The sequence below is a fragment of the Brevibacillus choshinensis genome, from assembly GCF_016811915.1.
In the GTDB taxonomy this organism is placed as follows: domain Bacteria; phylum Bacillota; class Bacilli; order Brevibacillales; family Brevibacillaceae; genus Brevibacillus; species Brevibacillus choshinensis_A.
In genome coordinates, this window is record NZ_CP069127.1 from 2,344,184 (window position 1) to 2,358,378 (window position 14,195).

The window sequence follows — 14,195 nt, forward strand, 5'->3', positions numbered from 1 at the left end:
ATGATTGAAAATTAGCAATTTACGATCCGTCCATGCAAGTCTTCACCAACATAACGAAGTGCGAACACCAAAGATTTGTGGAGGTTGTAATGAATCTCATCGGTTATCAAGATCAATCCATCCTCACGCTATTTTGGACAGGCTGGATCCCTTTCGTGCTGGCAATCATCTGGTGGATGTGTGGGAAACGTCTTGCCTCCCTTCAAAAAAAACGACTAACGAGTGAATTGGAAGAGACAAAAGCCCTCTTGGAGTCGTTGCTTCAGCAGTCCTCTGATGCAGTAACCGTCACGGATACGCAAGGAAACGTTGAATTGATCAACGATGCAGCGGTTAAGCTGTTTGGCTATTCAAAGGACAAGGTAATTGGTCGATTTCCGCCGTACATATCGGAAGAAGAGTATGAAAACTTTCAACATGCCTTTGCCCAAGTGCTTGCTGGAAAGTCCATCACAGGATACGAAACAAAACGGATCCATCAAGATGGATCGACCATTCCAGTCTCCGTGTCATGGACTCCCATCCGAAAGCGGGACGGTCAGGTTGTGCGCATCATTGGCTGCTCACGGGATATGACGGAGCGCAAACAGATCGAGCAGGAGCTCGAGGCGAGTGAGGCCAATTATCGACTGATTACGGAAAATATGAGTGACATGATCTTCGTCTATAAAAAGAATGGACCTGTCGTATACGCTTCCTCCTCCCATACCAAGCTGCTGGGTTACCCGATTCACGAGCTTCAGAATATGGACTTGCTGGAGCAGGCGATTTTGGTTCATCCGGATGATCTGGAGCTGGTCACGAATCTTTTCTCGAGAGAGTGGACGGACGAAAATGAAACGACAGTGGTCTATCGCCTGCGCCATCGTGATGGCCATTGGGTCAGTGTAGAATCCAGATTCAAACCCATCCGGGATGAAGCGGGCTGCGTCGACAGCATCATGATCGTCTCACGCGACGTTTCGGAGATCGTGGAGACCAAAGAACTACTCAGACAGTCAGATAAGCTCTCTGCAGTCGGCCAGCTCGCTGCGGGCATCGCCCATGAGATCCGCAACCCGCTTACATCCTTGCGCGGCTTTGTTCAGCTGCTTCAATCTTCGATGGCAGACCAACGTTATTGCGAAATCATGCTCTCCGAATTGGATCGCATCAATTTTATCGTCACGGAGCTGCTGGTGCTGGCCAAACCGCAGAGGATGAGGTTCCAGGAAAAAAATCCTGTGCAGATTATCCACAACGTGCTTTCTTTGCTTGAGAGCCAAGCGAATATGAACAATGTTATCTTCCATGTGAATATGGATTCGCAGCTTCCGATGATCTCTTGTGATGAGAATCAATTGAAGCAGGTCTTCATTAATATTTGCAAAAACGCCATTGAAGCGATGCCGAATGGAGGAGAAGTCTTCGTGGAAGGCAGGGAGAACCATGACTCCCGCATTCAGATCAGCATCCGCGATACCGGCTGCGGGATCGAGCCTAGCCGCATGCCTCGATTGGGTGAGCCCTTTTACACGACCAAGGAATACGGAACAGGCCTTGGGCTTATGGTCAGCTATCGGATTCTGGAGGATCATGGCGGCAGCTTCTCCATCGAAAGTGAACGGGACAAAGGCACTACCGTACATATCACATTGCCAGTTCAATAAACAAAGGAAATCCCCTGGGCATCACGTCCAGGGAATGATGTTCAGGGGAGCTGACGTTTCCAGACAAAGCGAACCAACAGGGAGAGCCCGCAATATGTCGCGCCGCTGGCAATGATGGGAACACTCCAGGACAGCGCAAATGGAAGGAGAGCAAACGAGGCGATTACAACCAGCATGACCAGAATGAGAGGCAGCAGGTGTAAATCGTGTTTCTCTACAATCGGCATGGCGAGCGCGTACATCGTTGCGGCCATCATGATGCCTGACTGCACGAGGGAGAGAATTGCGACAACCCACTCTCCGAACGGGAAAAGCTGCTGCAGGATGATCTGGATAGGGGAATCCGAAGCGTGAATATCATGCCAGTACGCAAGCAGGATTGCTTGCCCGATCATCAGTACGAGAAAGAAAATCAGGGAGCCTGCTCCGATACCCATGCGTAACGATCCAATGCTGGTAAGATTGCGTACCAGAGGAATGGTTAGCGCGAGGGTCAGCAAAAAGTGCAGGCCTATATACAGCAGCGCATGGATGACCCAATTCACATTCATTTGATACCCTAGATTGGGAATCGGGACATGCTGCTGTTCCAAAAAAATGAGACCGAAAAGCAAAAAGCCAATTCCTAATGAAATCGCAGCGCCAAAGAGAATCCAGTCCCAGCCCTTTTTCATCCATACACTGGCGACGATGAGTGGAAGCAGGACGAAGAGCAGGGAAACAGAACCATCTGCCATCTGCGCGGCGTGTTGGCCGATTGTGACACCTGAGTAGGCCAAAATAAAAAAATGGGAGAGCACCGATAGGCTGGGACCAAATGCTTCGCCAAACCAGTACAAGAATAACTCGTGCAAGGAGCGGATCCCGACACGGTGACAAACGCTCAGCACGGAAAAACCAAACCAGCCAAGAGCGATAGCGGCGAGCACGGCTCCGATCGTCCCCCACGAACCGAAGTAGGCGAAAAAGCGCAGCCACTCATAGCCACCGAGGTAGGTACCGCCAAGTGCAGCCCCTGCGAAAAGAACGGCGATCTGCCAAGCGCTTTTGTCCATAGGCATCATCCTTATTTCCAACTTGGTACAAGTGTATGAGCATAGAGGGCTTGTTCAGAACTACGGACCATTAAATAAACTTAGATGTTTACTAAGTTTATAAATTTGGTTATAATGGGAATAACAACTAGTAAGCAATGACGAAGAGGTGGCGTAGGATGAAAATCGTAGGAATATCTGGAAGCATGAATACCAACTCAACCACAAAACAGGCAGTGAGCATCGTCCTGGATGCGGCAAAATCTGCTGGAGCGAGCGTAGAACTAATCCACCTCGCCGATTGGAAATTGCCTCTCTATGATGACAGGGAGGATCCGTCCACCTATCCGGAAATCGTACATCGTTTCATTCAGACGGTCTCTGAGGCAGATGGCTTGGTCATCGGTTCCCCCGAATACCACGGCACTCTCACCGGTGCCTTGAAAAATAGTCTGGATTTCTTGGAAGGACGGTACTTGCGTGATAAGCAGGTAGCCATTCTGGGGGTTGCAGGCGGAAGCATGGGAGCGACGAATACGGTCAACACATTGCAGCTGATCCTGCGCAATTTGCACGCTTGGCCGCTGCCGGCTAGTCCGAGTATCCCGAGTGCCTACAATGCTTTCACACCGGAGGGCACATTAAAGGATGAACGTTTGCAAGCAAGGTTGGAATTGCTCGGCAAACAGCTCGTGCAGTTTGTCCATTCGATGAACCCGCAAGCGGAAAAACAGGTCCATTAGTTCAGGTTCTGCTTGCAAATCGTTTTCATTACACGGTATTATATTTCTACGTGCTTTTTTTGTACTATCACAAAGCAAAAGCATTTTAGGGGCGATAGTATAAGAAATACTTAGGTTTTCGCTATGGATTTTGGCGAAAAGCCAAGTTTTTGAAGGACGTCAGAAATACGGTTTGGGAAATGAGGGGTTCACATGCCGACGCCGAGTATGGAAGACTATTTGGAACGCATTTACAGCTTAATTGAAGAAAAGGGCTATGCTCGTGTCTCCGATATTGCTGAAGCGTTGGAAGTACATCCCTCTTCGGTTACGAAGATGGTACAAAAGCTGGACAAAGACAAGTACCTTGTTTATGAAAAATATCGTGGTCTGGTTTTGACGACAAAAGGGAAAAAGATTGGCAAACGGCTAGTAGATCGCCATAGCCTGCTGGAAGAATTCATGCGGGTGATTGGTGTGGATGAGGAGCATATTTACCAGGACGTCGAAGGGATCGAGCACCATTTGAGCTGGGAGTCGATCACTTGCTTAGAATACTTGGTACAATACTTTCAGGCAGATCCTAACCGGATGGAAGAGCTGCGAAAAATCCGCCTGGAAGATGAACAAAAAGAAGAATAGGAAGCAGCAGATAGGAGCGCAAGCTGATCAGGCTTGCGTTTTTTATGCTGCCGCTTTTTCTGGTGTCGTAAGGGATTAGCTATCGCCCTATATTTGATAAAGAGGCAGAAATTACAGCCAGAGGAGGCGATCAGGATGAAAGCGGACGCAGTCTTTGAGGGTGGCGGAGTGAAAGGGATCGCTTTTATCGGAGCCTTGCAGGTTATGGAGGATCATGGATATACGTGGGAAAAGGTCGCGGGAACCTCGGCGGGCTCTATCGTCGCAGCCTTGCTTAGCGCTGGCTATACGAGTAGGGAGCTGAAGCCGATTTTTGAAGAAATGGATTACGTTTGTTTTATGCAGCGAAAGGGGCTGGGGCGTCTGCCCGTCGTAGGGCCGGTGTTTGAGCTGATGCTGCATGAAGGGATTTTTCGTGCGGACCGCCTCGAGCTGTTCGTGGAGAATCTGCTGCAGAAAAAGGGGATTCGGACGTTTGGGGATCTGCCGAACGAAAAGCTCCGTATTGTGGCATCTGATATCACGTCAGGAAAAATGCTGGTGCTGCCGGATGACTTGCCGCGTTACGACGTCGTTCCCGAGGCCTTTTCTGTTGCAAGAGCCGTGCGCATGTCTTCGTCCATCCCCTTCTTTTTTCAGCCGGCCATCCTGCAAAGTGATAACAAGCCGCACTACATCGTAGACGGAGCCCTTCTCAGCAACTATCCGGTATGGCTTTTTGATGTGCCAGGAGCGCCCAAATGGCCGACGATCGGGTTTCGATTGCACGACAATAAGGTCATGACAGAGGAGACGTCCATTCACGGTCTCTTTTCATTCACACGAGGTCTTTTGGTAACGATGCTGGATGCCCATGACCGTATGCATGTCGAAAAAGCCAACGCCGTGAGAACCATATTCATCAACACCCTTGGGATCCGTGCCACGCAGTTTCATATGTCTCCCGAGCTTCGCCAGCGGCTGTTCCAATCTGGGGAAGAGTCAGCCAAACGTTTTCTGAATACATGGAATTTTGAGGATTACGTCAAGGTTTTCAGAACCACCTCTCCCAAATATCTCGTTTGATGGTACAAAAAAACAGGCACCCGGCACGGGCAACCTGTTTCTTTGTTTTTCGATCTCAATGAGAGATGTTGTTGTGTGAATTTTGGTCGTTTTGCTTTTGCTTGGATTTACCTTTACTGCCGTCGATGACCCGAAATGGATGATCCCGTTTGGGGGATTGCGTTGGCTTTTTCGCTGCCTGCCGCAACGATGGCGGTTTCGGCTTCGTCGGCTTCGGTTTGTGAGGCCCGCTGTTACGTGGGAAAAAGGCTCCCGTCCGCAAATAGTTCCGCACCACCCAAAACAGCCCAACTGACAGTCCCAAAATGATCAACGTATTCACAGGGTCTCGGAAAAACGTCAACAGAAAACCGTAAATCGCGAGCAGTATCACAATCAAAATCACTGGGGGAATGCGGCGTAACATAGGGCCTCACCTCTATGGGAATCAAGAATGCCTCACGTTAACACGTTATCCTGTCGTTACCATTCTCTCTTGCGCATGCTTCTGATCAAGCTCACGCATTTTTTGGAAGGAAGCGATCGCCACTTCTACCTGCTTATCCTCTGGCTCGCGGGTGGTGATTTTTTGGAGCCACAATCCCGGATAACCGAGGAAGCGGAAAGGCGTGTCTCTCAGCTTATTCGTCCATTGCAGCACCTCATAGGAGACACCCATGACGACAGGCAGGAGCACGATGCGCTGTACGATCCGTTCCGTGAGTGAATCGTAAGGAAACAGAGAGTAAATGACGACGCCGACGAACACCGTGAATATGAGAAAACTGCTGCCGCACCGATAGTGCAGAGTGGAAAATTTTTGCACATTTGCTACTGTTAATTCTACCCCGGACTCAAAGGCGTTAATCACTTTATGCTCGGCTCCGTGGTATTGAAACAGCCTTTTAATGATGGGGGCTTTTGCGATCGCCAGAATGTAGCCCAGCAGGAGGATGATTTTGAAGCCTCCCTCAGCCAGTGTTTGGGGAACGCCATCCGGCACCCATTTCCCTAATAGGAATTCAGCCAGGAAGACGGGTACGAGCGTAAAGACGAATTTACCAAACAAAAAAGATAAGACGCCGACTAATGCGACACCCAGGATCATTTGCAGTTTGGAAGGACCCTCGGACACTTCTTCTCCGGATTCCAAGTTGTAGCGTTCAGAAGCGAAGTTGAGGTGCTTTGCCCCGTTCGCACTAGCTTCAATCAGTCCGACTACCCCGCGAACGAACGGAATCTTTTTCAGGGGAGTAATCCATTTATATTCCGTACGGGGTGCTTCAAAATACTCAATTTCTTGATTTTTTTTCCGGACAGCCGTAACAGTCATGGTTTTGCCACCGAACATGACGCCCTCAATAACCGCTTGACCACCGTAATTAGGTACGATTTGCTGCGACAACTTGAATCACCATCCTTACTCCCTATATTAACGGAAATAGAGTCTTGAAGCTACAAGCAGTTCATAGCCACGCACGCAAATGTCAACAATTAGTGAAAAACGAAAGGGAGGCGCATACTAAGGGGGAGGTGATGAGTGTGGAAGCGTTGAAAGCACGAAAAGGACTGAGAGGTTTTCGCTCGAAGCAGACGGAACACCCAAAGCAACGGCAAGCGGGCGGGGAGAGCTCGTCCAAAAAAGTCGTGGAGCTTGCCTTCTGGGGCACCGTGATCTGGAGTATCGTCCGCATGGCCGCACATTTTCTGAATCTGACTCCCTACGGTTTGGGGGCATTCGCTCGTCCTATCTTGGCTGGGATCGAGGAGAATACGATTGCCGCAAATGGCTTGGGATTCGCGATATTGTTTGTAGAAACGCTCGTCGCAACTGCGCTCTTCTCTATGCTGTTTCGGAATGTGCGCATATGGTGGAGTGGCTTGATTTTCGGTGCGGTCATGCTCGGGGTAGCAGGATATTTCTTTCGGATCGGGAATTGGGAAGTGTCCACGCTGAGCACCGAAGCAGCATGGTTCGTGTCCTTTGGCTTGTTCATCGGGATGACGCTGACACTCGAGGCGTCAGACGATCAGGAATAGCAAGGCCAAGGGCGACGGAGTGGGGGCGCCCTTCCGTTTTTCTCTCGTGTTCGAATGTTGGGAATCTTGTCGGATTGCGTGTATCTTTTATAGGAAGTCTTTCATCCTTGTGGTAAAATGTTTCATTAGTAAAAAAACTTTTATGAAGAATCCTACCGGGAGGGATGAACGATGGCTTCCGTTCTGTTGCTGAATGGTCCCAACCTCAATTTACTGGGGACGAGGGAACCGGGAGTATACGGAAGTGAAACGCTCGAGGACTTGGTCACAAACCTGAGCAAGGTGATGGAAGAGCTGGGCGGCAGTCTGGAACACATTCAGTCCAATCACGAAGGCGTGCTGATTGACGCGATTCACCGAGCAAAAGGCGTACATGATGGAATCTTGATCAATCCAGGCGCATTCACTCACTACAGCTACGCGATTCGTGACGCTTTCGCAAGTGTTGCTTTGCCTACCATCGAAGTACATATCTCAAATGTTCATGCACGAGAAGAGTTCCGCCATCATTCCGTCATCGCTCCGGTCGTGGTCGGGCAAGTGGTCGGCTTGGGCTTGGATGGCTACGAATGGGCATTGCGTGCACTGGTGCGGAAAATCGAGAAAAAATAAACCAATCAGGTTGTCATAGAAAGGGGAGGATGTTGTCATGCAACAACGTCTGGAAAAATTGCGCGAGGCATTGGCAAATCTGGGGGCAGATGCTCTGATCACAGAAAAAGCAGAAAACCGCTTTTATTTTAGCGGATTTACAGGCTCTACAGGATGGGTGGTCGTCACGGAGAAGGAAGCGTTTCTCGTTACCGATTTCCGTTATGTGGAGCAAGCTCAGGAGCAGGCTCCCCATTTCACCGTCGTCAACAATGAGCGCAAAGCAGTGGAAGCAATCGCAAAGCTTTTGCAGGAAAAAGGAGTAAAGCGACTGGCATTTGAAAGCTCCGTTTCCTACCAGACTCATCAGGAATGGAGCAAAGCCTTTGATGGGGTAGAGCTGGTGCCGATGAGCGGACTTCTGGAGAAAATTCGCATGTTCAAGGACGAATCCGAAATGGTCATCATCCGTGAAGCCGTGCGTATTGCAGAAGCTGGTTTTGAGCATATTCAGAGCTATATCAGACCAGGTGTGCGAGAAGAAGATGTAGCGTTGGAACTGGAATTTTTCATGCGCAAGCAAGGCGCATCCGGCTCCGCGTTTGACATGATCGTCGCTTCCGGACCACGCGGTGCACTGCCCCATGGCCGCGCGAGCGAAAAGGTGATCCAAGCTGGAGAAATGGTAACCCTTGACTTTGGAGCAGCCTACAAAGGGTATAACTCGGATATCACTCGTACGCTCTCTGTCGGCGAGCCTAATCCGAAAATGAAAGAAATCTACGATATCGTGCTCCGTGCACAAATCGCGGGAGTAGAGGCGCTCAAGCCGGGTGTACCTGCCAAAGCAGCAGATGCAGCGACACGCGACATCATCGCTGCCGCTGGCTACGGCGATTGCTATGGTCACAGCGCAGGTCACGGTCTGGGCATTGAAGTGCATGAGCTCCCAGGATTGTCTACCGTCAGCACGTTTGTGCTCGAGCCGGGCATGCTGGTGACGATGGAGCCGGGGATTTACGTGAGTGGATTGGGCGGCGTTCGGATCGAGGATGACGTGCTGATTACAGCAGACGGTCACGAGGTTCTGAACAAGTCTACGAAAGAGTTGATCATTTTGCCGGTGTAATTTATACTTATCCTGTTATCGATTGATTTGGGAGGACTACCATGATCTCTGTGAACGATTTTCGGACAGGTTTGACGATCGAAGTAGACGGCAACATTTACACGGTTCTTGAGTTCCAACACGTAAAACCGGGTAAAGGTGCGGCATTCGTTCGCTCCAAACTGCGCAATCTGCGTAACGGCAACACCACTGAAATGACCTTCCGTGGCGGCGAAAAAGTAAACCCTGCACGGATTGAATCCAGCACCATGCAATACCTGTACGCTAGCGGCGATGAGTACACTTTCATGAATACCGAAACATACGAGCAAATGACGTTCACTCATAACCAAATCGAGCGTGAACTGCGTTTCCTCAAAGAAAACATGAACGTGCAAATCATGCAGTACAACGGAGAAACCATCGGAATCCAGCTGCCAAACACAGTTGAACTCGTGGTAACCGAATGTGAGCCTGGTGTGAAAGGCGATACTGCTTCCAACGTAACGAAGAAAGCAACCCTGGAAACAGGTTTTGTGGTGAACGTGCCACTCTTCGTGGAAGAAGGAGAGCGTCTCATCATCGATACTCGTACCGAAGCATATGTATCTCGCGCATAATAGCCGCGAAGTAGAAAAAGGCAGTACCCGTCATGTGGGTGCTGCCTTTTTTAACGCCCTCCGAACCATTCCCACAGCTTTAGGACAAATGCCGTGATCCCGGCAGCCATGAGTGGCCCTACGGGAATTCCCCTCAGAAAGACGATGCCGATGATCGAGCCTATGACCAGGCCTACAATCATATGAGGTTCGGTACGGAGCAGGTCGAGCCCTTTTCCATTCATCCACGTAGCGATCGCGCCGCCTGCCAGTGCAGTCAAGCCGACGACAGTGGTGAAGAGGGGAGCTACATCCTTCCACGATATTTTTTCACTGGCAAAGGGAACGAGAACGGAAATGGTCAAAAACAATAGCCCCAGCTCAAGGCCTCGCCTTTCCACCGTCGGGAAAAAACGTTCCAGCGCCGTAAGCTTCAATACCAAAAGGATGCTTGCGGCTGTCGCGATAATCGGTGACCGGCCAATCAACCCTATGACGATGAGGATGACGAGCATCACTTCTCCAGACATCATTGGCATCATCAAAACCCCTGTCCCTGTTCTCCTTTCACTTTATGAGACAAGGTGTGGGAGTATGCGTTTCTCCTTGATATACGGGACGATCCGATACAGGTCGACCTGTGCGCAGTACTGGACATCCTTTGCGAAATGGTACTGCATAAGCCGCCTGCCTGTCGTCGTTTGCGGCAAAAGCTCCCCGAGCCTTTCTGCAAAGTACAGATAGCTCGCCTTCATCGCTTCGCCGAGGTCACAGACCTGGAAGAGTGCATTCTTTTTTTGTGCCGCGGTGATCATGAGTCCGGCTGCCAAACCATCTTCCAGGGCGAATTCGGAGCGCGTTCCCGCACAGTACAAGGTAATGTCGAGATTGTAGCTGAGAGCGTGCGTGATGCAGGCCGAAGCATTGAGCAGGCAGCCAATGAGCAGCGCGGATGCGCGTTCGGCTTTTTGTATCGCACGTGTCCCGTTGGTCGTAGTCAGGATCAGCTGCTTACCGGTTTCGTTGCGGGTAGCGATCTCGGTAGGGGAATTGTTGCAATCGAAGTCCGGAATTTTCCGGCAGTGTCTCTCCCCTGCGAGTATACAGTCCGTTGTGCGCAGTGAATTTGCCTGACCGATCGTCTCGACGGGGAGAACGGATTCGAATCCATGGCCGAGAGCTGTCACGATGGTACTGGACGCCCGCAGCACATCAATTACGATAACGACGTGGTTGCTGATCTGGTCAAAACGGATTTCTTCCACGGTCGGTACGACTTCTATTCGCACGGGGCTGACCTCCCTGCCTCCATCATGGCAGCGGTATCGCCGCGCAAGCCCCGACGCAGCGTTTCGACGGACAAGACGTCCTGATAGCTGATATTCCCCAGATTGACGGCACTCCCCAACGTACAGATCAGGCTTACCTGCTGTTCCTTTTGTGGCGCTTCCCAAATTAATTTGCTGGCATTGTCTCCGGCGCTCGTCACAATATCGCGGACAAACTGGTCGTCAGGGCGCCCATCCTTGTCAAAAATGCCGACGGTCCCGCTTTCTCGCGCTTCGACGATCACATGACTGGCGCCGGCTTCCAGATCGGCGTACAGGGTCTCCAGCAGCTCATTGCGTTCTGCCCGATAATCCGATGCCTTTTTCCCAAACTCGGTGTAGACGACCAAACCCGCATCCACCCCTGCTTGGATGGCATCGCGACGCTGGCTGTGGCCAAGAGGGAAGGTCCCGTCGGAGATTTCTACGGCGTTAAAACCTGCACGTTGAATCTGATTCATGTAAGTCGATACGGGAGACTGACGCAGCGCGATCTCAAAAAAAGTGCCCCCCGGCATGATGTGCAGCCCGTTTTGTACGGCCAGGCTCAGTTTTTGCTGCAGGATCGTCTGGGAGTACAGTGCTGATGTCCCAAACCCCAATTTGTATATGTCGAAATAGGGTGCGGCCATTTCCAGCAAATCACGATAGGCGGTCATTCCAACGCCTTTGTCAATGATCATGGTCAATCCCTTGTCTCGCGGTTTTTCCCGCTTGTGCCCGGACGGGTTTGCCCAATTGGCAATCAGGAAGGGATGGTCGCAGTCTAGCATAGGCTGTTTCCTCATTTCTTCTAGGCGTATGGTTCAGTGTATGCCTCTGGCTCAGGAGGAGTGATGCTTCGCGCTCGTAGGCGAACGCCCAGACAGGAGTGCTGAATGGACCCGGTACAAGCATAGAGTGGAACGAGGGGGGACGAGGAGAATGTGGGAAAAGGCCGTTTTGGGAATGGCGGCGCTGAGGGTTTTATCGGGCAGTGTCGAAATCATAGCAGCCTTGTTGATCTTAAAAGTGAATGAAGTGGAAAAGGCACTGTTGATCAATTCGGGTCTGGCGATTGTAGGACCCGTCATTTTGATCACGACAACTTCGATCGGGCTCCTGGGAATGTCTGACCGCATCAGCTATGCGAAAATCGCCTGGATCCTGGTAGGGGTCTCGTGCATTTTGATCGGCGTCCGTAAATGATCCTGCCATCCATTTTCTTCTATTGGTAAAGTCGCTCATCTTTGGGAACCATACAGGAAGTACGTGGACAAGAGGAGGGGATGATTGTGCTGGAAACGTTGACAGAACGGATCTCTTATCTGCGTGGCCTCGCTGATGGCCTGGATGTGACGGAGAAAAGCGCAGAAGGCAAATTGCTGGCAGAGATCGTGGGAATTCTCGACGAGATGCAAGCTCAGTTTCGCGAGCTGCATGAGCGCATCGAGGAAACAGAGGATTACGTAGAGGCGATCGACGAAGATTTGGAGGATGTCGAGCTGTTCCTGTTTGAAAATGAGGATGACCTGTACACGACCGTGACCGACTGCGAAGACAGCGATGACGCGGACCACGCAACCTATTACGACCTGGATGACGACGAAGATGCGCGCGTATACGAGTCGCTGGATGACGAGCATTTGGAAACCACCTACGAATTCGCGTGTCCGTCGTGTCAGGAAATGATTTTCTTACATGAAGGCGTCGACGAAGATGGATACTATCATTTTGTGATCGAGCCCTATCAAAGCGGATCAGAGATTCCGGCGATCAATCCAACATAAAAGAGCTGTGGACGAAACCAATAGATGAGCCTGCCCTTTGCGCACGAAGCAAGGGCGGGCTTTTTTGTACTTGTCCGTCGCAGGCGCACCGGTTTCTACTTTTTAGCATAAATCTCGTCCGACTCTGCATAGGATGGAGGTAAGTCAATGTGGACAAAGGCTGGATCAACATCTGGCCACAAAAGGAGGGTACCTGCTGTGAGAGAGATAATGGCGATCTTGCCGGCTTCCGTACGAAGCATTCTGAGCGCCCTTCCCTCCGCGGTCAGAGAGCATCTGGAGGAAATACGGCTGCGGCAAAATCAGCCACTGGAAATACGCTACGGCCAGCAATCCAGCTATGTGACACCGAGTGGGCAGCTCACTTCCATCGCCAGGCAAGGGTGGGTGTTTACCGAAGAGCACGCCGTCAAACTGCTGAACCAGGTTAGCCAGCATTCGCTGTACGCCCTGGAGGAAGAGCTGAAGAGAGGGTACATCACCGTGGTCGGAGGTCATCGCATTGGTATTGCTGGCAAAGTAGTGCTGGAAGGCGGAGAAGTCAAAGGGATTCGCGATGTGACCAGCTTCAATATCCGGATCGCACGCGAGAAAAAGGGCGCAGCTTTAACGGTCATGCCGTACTTGTTTGAATCAGGCAAGCTGCTGAATACCTTGATCATCTCACCGCCACAGTGCGGGAAAACGACGCTGCTGCGCGACATGGCTCGAACGATCAGCTACGGCAGTGAATGGGCATCGAGTCGCAAGGTGGGAATTGTGGACGAGCGGTCTGAATTGGCTGGCTGCCTGCAGGGTGTACCACAGCGGGATGTCGGCCCTCGTACTGACGTGCTGGATGCTTGTCCCAAAGCAGCTGGCATGATGATGCTCATCCGTTCGATGTCTCCTGATGTGCTGATCGTGGACGAGGTCGGACGCCCGGAAGATGGCGATGCTGTCTGGGAAGCCATCCATGCAGGAGTCGCGGTCATCTGCTCCGCTCATGGGGCTGATGTATCCGAAGTGGCACGCAGGCCCATGCTCGGCAAGCTGATCAATCACGGTGCCTTCTCCCGCTATATCGTCCTCAGCCGTGCCAAGGGAGTCGGAACGATCCAGGGGCTCTATGACCAGCAGCTGAATCTGGTGGAAAAGGAGAAGGTAGCATGGTCAAGCTGATTGGAGCAGTGCTCATCCTTTTCTCCGCCTCGATGGTCGGCTGGCAGATAGGACGGTATTACGCCTATCGGCCCATCCAGCTGAGGGCGCTGCTCGTCGCCTTGCAAATGCTGGAGACGGAAATTGTGTATGGCTTGACACCGCTTCACCGCGCTTTTGTAAAGGTGGGCAATCGCGTAACGGAAGATATCGGCAAAATGTTTCTGTTGGCAGCCGAACTGCTCGTCACGGAAAAGGCGCAATCAGCCGAAGATTCGCTGCGCCAGGCGATGAGCAGACACTGGTCCCATACGGCCCTGCGCAAGCAAGAAGGCGACGTGCTTGCAAGTCTTTCGCAAGTCCTCGGTTCATCGGATCGAGAGGACCAGCAAAAGCATTTGCGGCTCGCGGTCACCCATCTGCGGGGATTGGAGGAAGAAGCCCGCGTCGAGCAGGTGAAATACGAAAAGATGTACAAAAGTCTTGGGTTTTTGAGTGGACTGCTGGTCGTCATCCTGATGTTCTAAAG

Annotated in this window: 18 protein-coding genes; 12 read left to right on the forward strand and 6 right to left on the reverse strand. The window is 51.3% G+C overall.

The window, feature by feature from the left end; all coding sequences use genetic code 11:
- The first annotated feature begins 89 nt into the window (after positions 1 to 89).
- Entirely contained in the window at positions 90 to 1,649 is a 1,560-nt protein-coding gene (locus JNE38_RS11965) for a PAS domain-containing sensor histidine kinase (protein WP_203356753.1), read from the forward strand.
- A gap of 41 nt (positions 1,650 to 1,690) precedes the next feature.
- On the opposite strand, the gene JNE38_RS11970 is transcribed toward JNE38_RS11965, so the two are convergent.
- The gene (locus JNE38_RS11970; protein WP_203356754.1) at positions 1,691 to 2,704 is read right to left on the reverse strand and encodes a hypothetical protein; all 1,014 of its coding nucleotides are present in this window, start codon (positions 2,702 to 2,704) and stop codon (positions 1,691 to 1,693) included.
- A gap of 158 nt (positions 2,705 to 2,862) precedes the next feature.
- Here JNE38_RS11970 and JNE38_RS11975 point away from each other — a divergent pair, with 158 nt between their 5' ends.
- The 3 genes from JNE38_RS11975 (at position 2,863) to JNE38_RS11985 (ending at position 5,112) form a co-directional block, all read left to right on the forward strand.
- Positions 2,863 to 3,426, forward strand: coding sequence for an NADPH-dependent FMN reductase (locus JNE38_RS11975; RefSeq protein ID WP_203356755.1), 564 nt, complete (start codon positions 2,863 to 2,865; stop codon positions 3,424 to 3,426).
- Positions 3,427 to 3,618: 192 nt separating this feature from the next.
- A complete protein-coding gene (gene mntR, locus JNE38_RS11980) occupies positions 3,619 to 4,047 on the forward strand; it encodes a transcriptional regulator MntR (protein WP_203356756.1) in 429 nt (142 codons plus the stop codon).
- A 135-nt stretch (positions 4,048 to 4,182) separates the two neighbouring features.
- Positions 4,183 to 5,112 (forward strand): patatin-like phospholipase family protein, encoded by a 930-nt coding sequence (locus JNE38_RS11985; protein ID WP_203356757.1) that lies wholly within the window; start codon positions 4,183 to 4,185, stop codon positions 5,110 to 5,112.
- Between the two features lie 55 nt (positions 5,113 to 5,167).
- On the opposite strand, the gene JNE38_RS11990 is transcribed toward JNE38_RS11985, so the two are convergent.
- Together JNE38_RS11990 and JNE38_RS11995 are read right to left on the reverse strand one after the other, a co-directional pair.
- Positions 5,168 to 5,518, reverse strand: a complete 351-nt coding sequence (locus JNE38_RS11990) for a hypothetical protein (protein ID WP_203356758.1) — start codon at positions 5,516 to 5,518, stop codon at positions 5,168 to 5,170.
- A 45-nt stretch (positions 5,519 to 5,563) separates the two neighbouring features.
- Entirely contained in the window at positions 5,564 to 6,496 is a 933-nt protein-coding gene (locus tag JNE38_RS11995; RefSeq protein ID WP_203356759.1) for a DUF1385 domain-containing protein, read from the reverse strand.
- 131 nt (positions 6,497 to 6,627) lie between these two features.
- On the opposite strand from JNE38_RS11995, the gene JNE38_RS12000 reads away from it, so the two are divergent.
- The 4 genes from JNE38_RS12000 to efp all read left to right on the forward strand — a co-directional run bounded on the left by JNE38_RS12000 (position 6,628) and on the right by efp (position 9,450).
- Positions 6,628 to 7,131 (forward strand): YqhR family membrane protein, encoded by a 504-nt coding sequence (locus JNE38_RS12000; RefSeq protein ID WP_203356760.1) that lies wholly within the window; start codon positions 6,628 to 6,630, stop codon positions 7,129 to 7,131.
- Positions 7,132 to 7,302: 171 nt separating this feature from the next.
- On the forward strand, positions 7,303 to 7,743 hold the full coding sequence (aroQ, locus tag JNE38_RS12005) for a type II 3-dehydroquinate dehydratase (RefSeq protein ID WP_203356761.1): 441 nt from the start codon (positions 7,303 to 7,305) through the stop codon (positions 7,741 to 7,743).
- Positions 7,744 to 7,780: 37 nt separating this feature from the next.
- Positions 7,781 to 8,851 carry a M24 family metallopeptidase gene (locus JNE38_RS12010; RefSeq protein ID WP_203356762.1) on the forward strand — a complete coding sequence of 357 codons (1,071 nt, stop codon included), beginning with the start codon at positions 7,781 to 7,783 and terminating at the stop codon, positions 8,849 to 8,851.
- 41 nt (positions 8,852 to 8,892) lie between these two features.
- A complete protein-coding gene (efp, locus tag JNE38_RS12015) occupies positions 8,893 to 9,450 on the forward strand; it encodes an elongation factor P (protein ID WP_048032522.1) in 558 nt (185 codons plus the stop codon).
- Between the two features lie 50 nt (positions 9,451 to 9,500).
- On the opposite strand, the gene JNE38_RS12020 is transcribed toward efp, so the two are convergent.
- From JNE38_RS12020 to JNE38_RS12030, 3 genes are read right to left on the reverse strand one after another with little or no spacing between them, the layout of a single operon-like run.
- Positions 9,501 to 9,962 carry a DUF441 domain-containing protein gene (locus tag JNE38_RS12020; RefSeq protein WP_203357522.1) on the reverse strand — a complete coding sequence of 154 codons (462 nt, stop codon included), beginning with the start codon at positions 9,960 to 9,962 and terminating at the stop codon, positions 9,501 to 9,503.
- A gap of 39 nt (positions 9,963 to 10,001) precedes the next feature.
- Complete coding sequence (locus tag JNE38_RS12025; RefSeq protein ID WP_203356763.1) at positions 10,002 to 10,718, reverse strand: 2-phosphosulfolactate phosphatase; 717 nt, start codon at positions 10,716 to 10,718, stop codon at positions 10,002 to 10,004.
- The gene (locus tag JNE38_RS12030) at positions 10,709 to 11,530 is read right to left on the reverse strand and encodes a phosphosulfolactate synthase (RefSeq protein ID WP_203356764.1); all 822 of its coding nucleotides are present in this window, start codon (positions 11,528 to 11,530) and stop codon (positions 10,709 to 10,711) included. The genes JNE38_RS12025 and JNE38_RS12030 overlap by 10 nt, the downstream gene beginning before the upstream one ends.
- Positions 11,531 to 11,681: 151 nt before the next feature.
- On the opposite strand from JNE38_RS12030, the gene JNE38_RS12035 reads away from it, so the two are divergent.
- The 4 genes from JNE38_RS12035 to spoIIIAB all read left to right on the forward strand — a co-directional run bounded on the left by JNE38_RS12035 (position 11,682) and on the right by spoIIIAB (position 14,193).
- Positions 11,682 to 11,945 (forward strand): YqhV family protein, encoded by a 264-nt coding sequence (locus tag JNE38_RS12035; RefSeq protein ID WP_203356765.1) that lies wholly within the window; start codon positions 11,682 to 11,684, stop codon positions 11,943 to 11,945.
- 80 nt (positions 11,946 to 12,025) lie between these two features.
- Positions 12,026 to 12,526: a CD1247 N-terminal domain-containing protein gene (locus JNE38_RS12040; RefSeq protein ID WP_428993702.1), complete on the forward strand. Its 501-nt coding sequence runs from the start codon at positions 12,026 to 12,028 to the stop codon at positions 12,524 to 12,526.
- A 198-nt stretch (positions 12,527 to 12,724) separates the two neighbouring features.
- The gene (gene spoIIIAA / locus JNE38_RS12045; RefSeq protein WP_203356767.1) at positions 12,725 to 13,687 is read left to right on the forward strand and encodes a stage III sporulation protein AA; all 963 of its coding nucleotides are present in this window, start codon (positions 12,725 to 12,727) and stop codon (positions 13,685 to 13,687) included.
- Positions 13,675 to 14,193 (forward strand): stage III sporulation protein SpoIIIAB, encoded by a 519-nt coding sequence (gene spoIIIAB, locus JNE38_RS12050; protein ID WP_203356768.1) that lies wholly within the window; start codon positions 13,675 to 13,677, stop codon positions 14,191 to 14,193. The genes spoIIIAA and spoIIIAB overlap by 13 nt, the downstream gene beginning before the upstream one ends.
- Positions 14,194 to 14,195 lie beyond the last annotated feature (2 nt).

Coding starts and splice junctions, on each gene's coding strand:
- JNE38_RS12020 (WP_203357522.1), bottom strand. CDS start 9,962: ATGATGTCTGGAGAAGTGATGCTCGTCATCCTCATCGTCATAGGGTTG.
- efp (WP_048032522.1), top strand. CDS start 8,893: ATGATCTCTGTGAACGATTTTCGGACAGGTTTGACGATCGAAGTAGAC.
- JNE38_RS11965 (WP_203356753.1), top strand. CDS start 90: ATGAATCTCATCGGTTATCAAGATCAATCCATCCTCACGCTATTTTGG.
- JNE38_RS11975 (WP_203356755.1), top strand. CDS start 2,863: ATGAAAATCGTAGGAATATCTGGAAGCATGAATACCAACTCAACCACA.
- JNE38_RS12035 (WP_203356765.1), top strand. CDS start 11,682: ATGTGGGAAAAGGCCGTTTTGGGAATGGCGGCGCTGAGGGTTTTATCG.
- JNE38_RS11985 (WP_203356757.1), top strand. CDS start 4,183: ATGAAAGCGGACGCAGTCTTTGAGGGTGGCGGAGTGAAAGGGATCGCT.
- JNE38_RS12010 (WP_203356762.1), top strand. CDS start 7,781: ATGCAACAACGTCTGGAAAAATTGCGCGAGGCATTGGCAAATCTGGGG.
- JNE38_RS11970 (WP_203356754.1), bottom strand. CDS start 2,704: ATGGACAAAAGCGCTTGGCAGATCGCCGTTCTTTTCGCAGGGGCTGCA.
- mntR (WP_203356756.1), top strand. CDS start 3,619: ATGCCGACGCCGAGTATGGAAGACTATTTGGAACGCATTTACAGCTTA.
- JNE38_RS12000 (WP_203356760.1), top strand. CDS start 6,628: ATGAGTGTGGAAGCGTTGAAAGCACGAAAAGGACTGAGAGGTTTTCGC.
- JNE38_RS12040 (WP_428993702.1), top strand. CDS start 12,026: ATGATTGTGCTGGAAACGTTGACAGAACGGATCTCTTATCTGCGTGGC.
- spoIIIAB (WP_203356768.1), top strand. CDS start 13,675: ATGGTCAAGCTGATTGGAGCAGTGCTCATCCTTTTCTCCGCCTCGATG.
- aroQ (WP_203356761.1), top strand. CDS start 7,303: ATGGCTTCCGTTCTGTTGCTGAATGGTCCCAACCTCAATTTACTGGGG.
- JNE38_RS12030 (WP_203356764.1), bottom strand. CDS start 11,530: ATGCTAGACTGCGACCATCCCTTCCTGATTGCCAATTGGGCAAACCCG.
- JNE38_RS11990 (WP_203356758.1), bottom strand. CDS start 5,518: ATGTTACGCCGCATTCCCCCAGTGATTTTGATTGTGATACTGCTCGCG.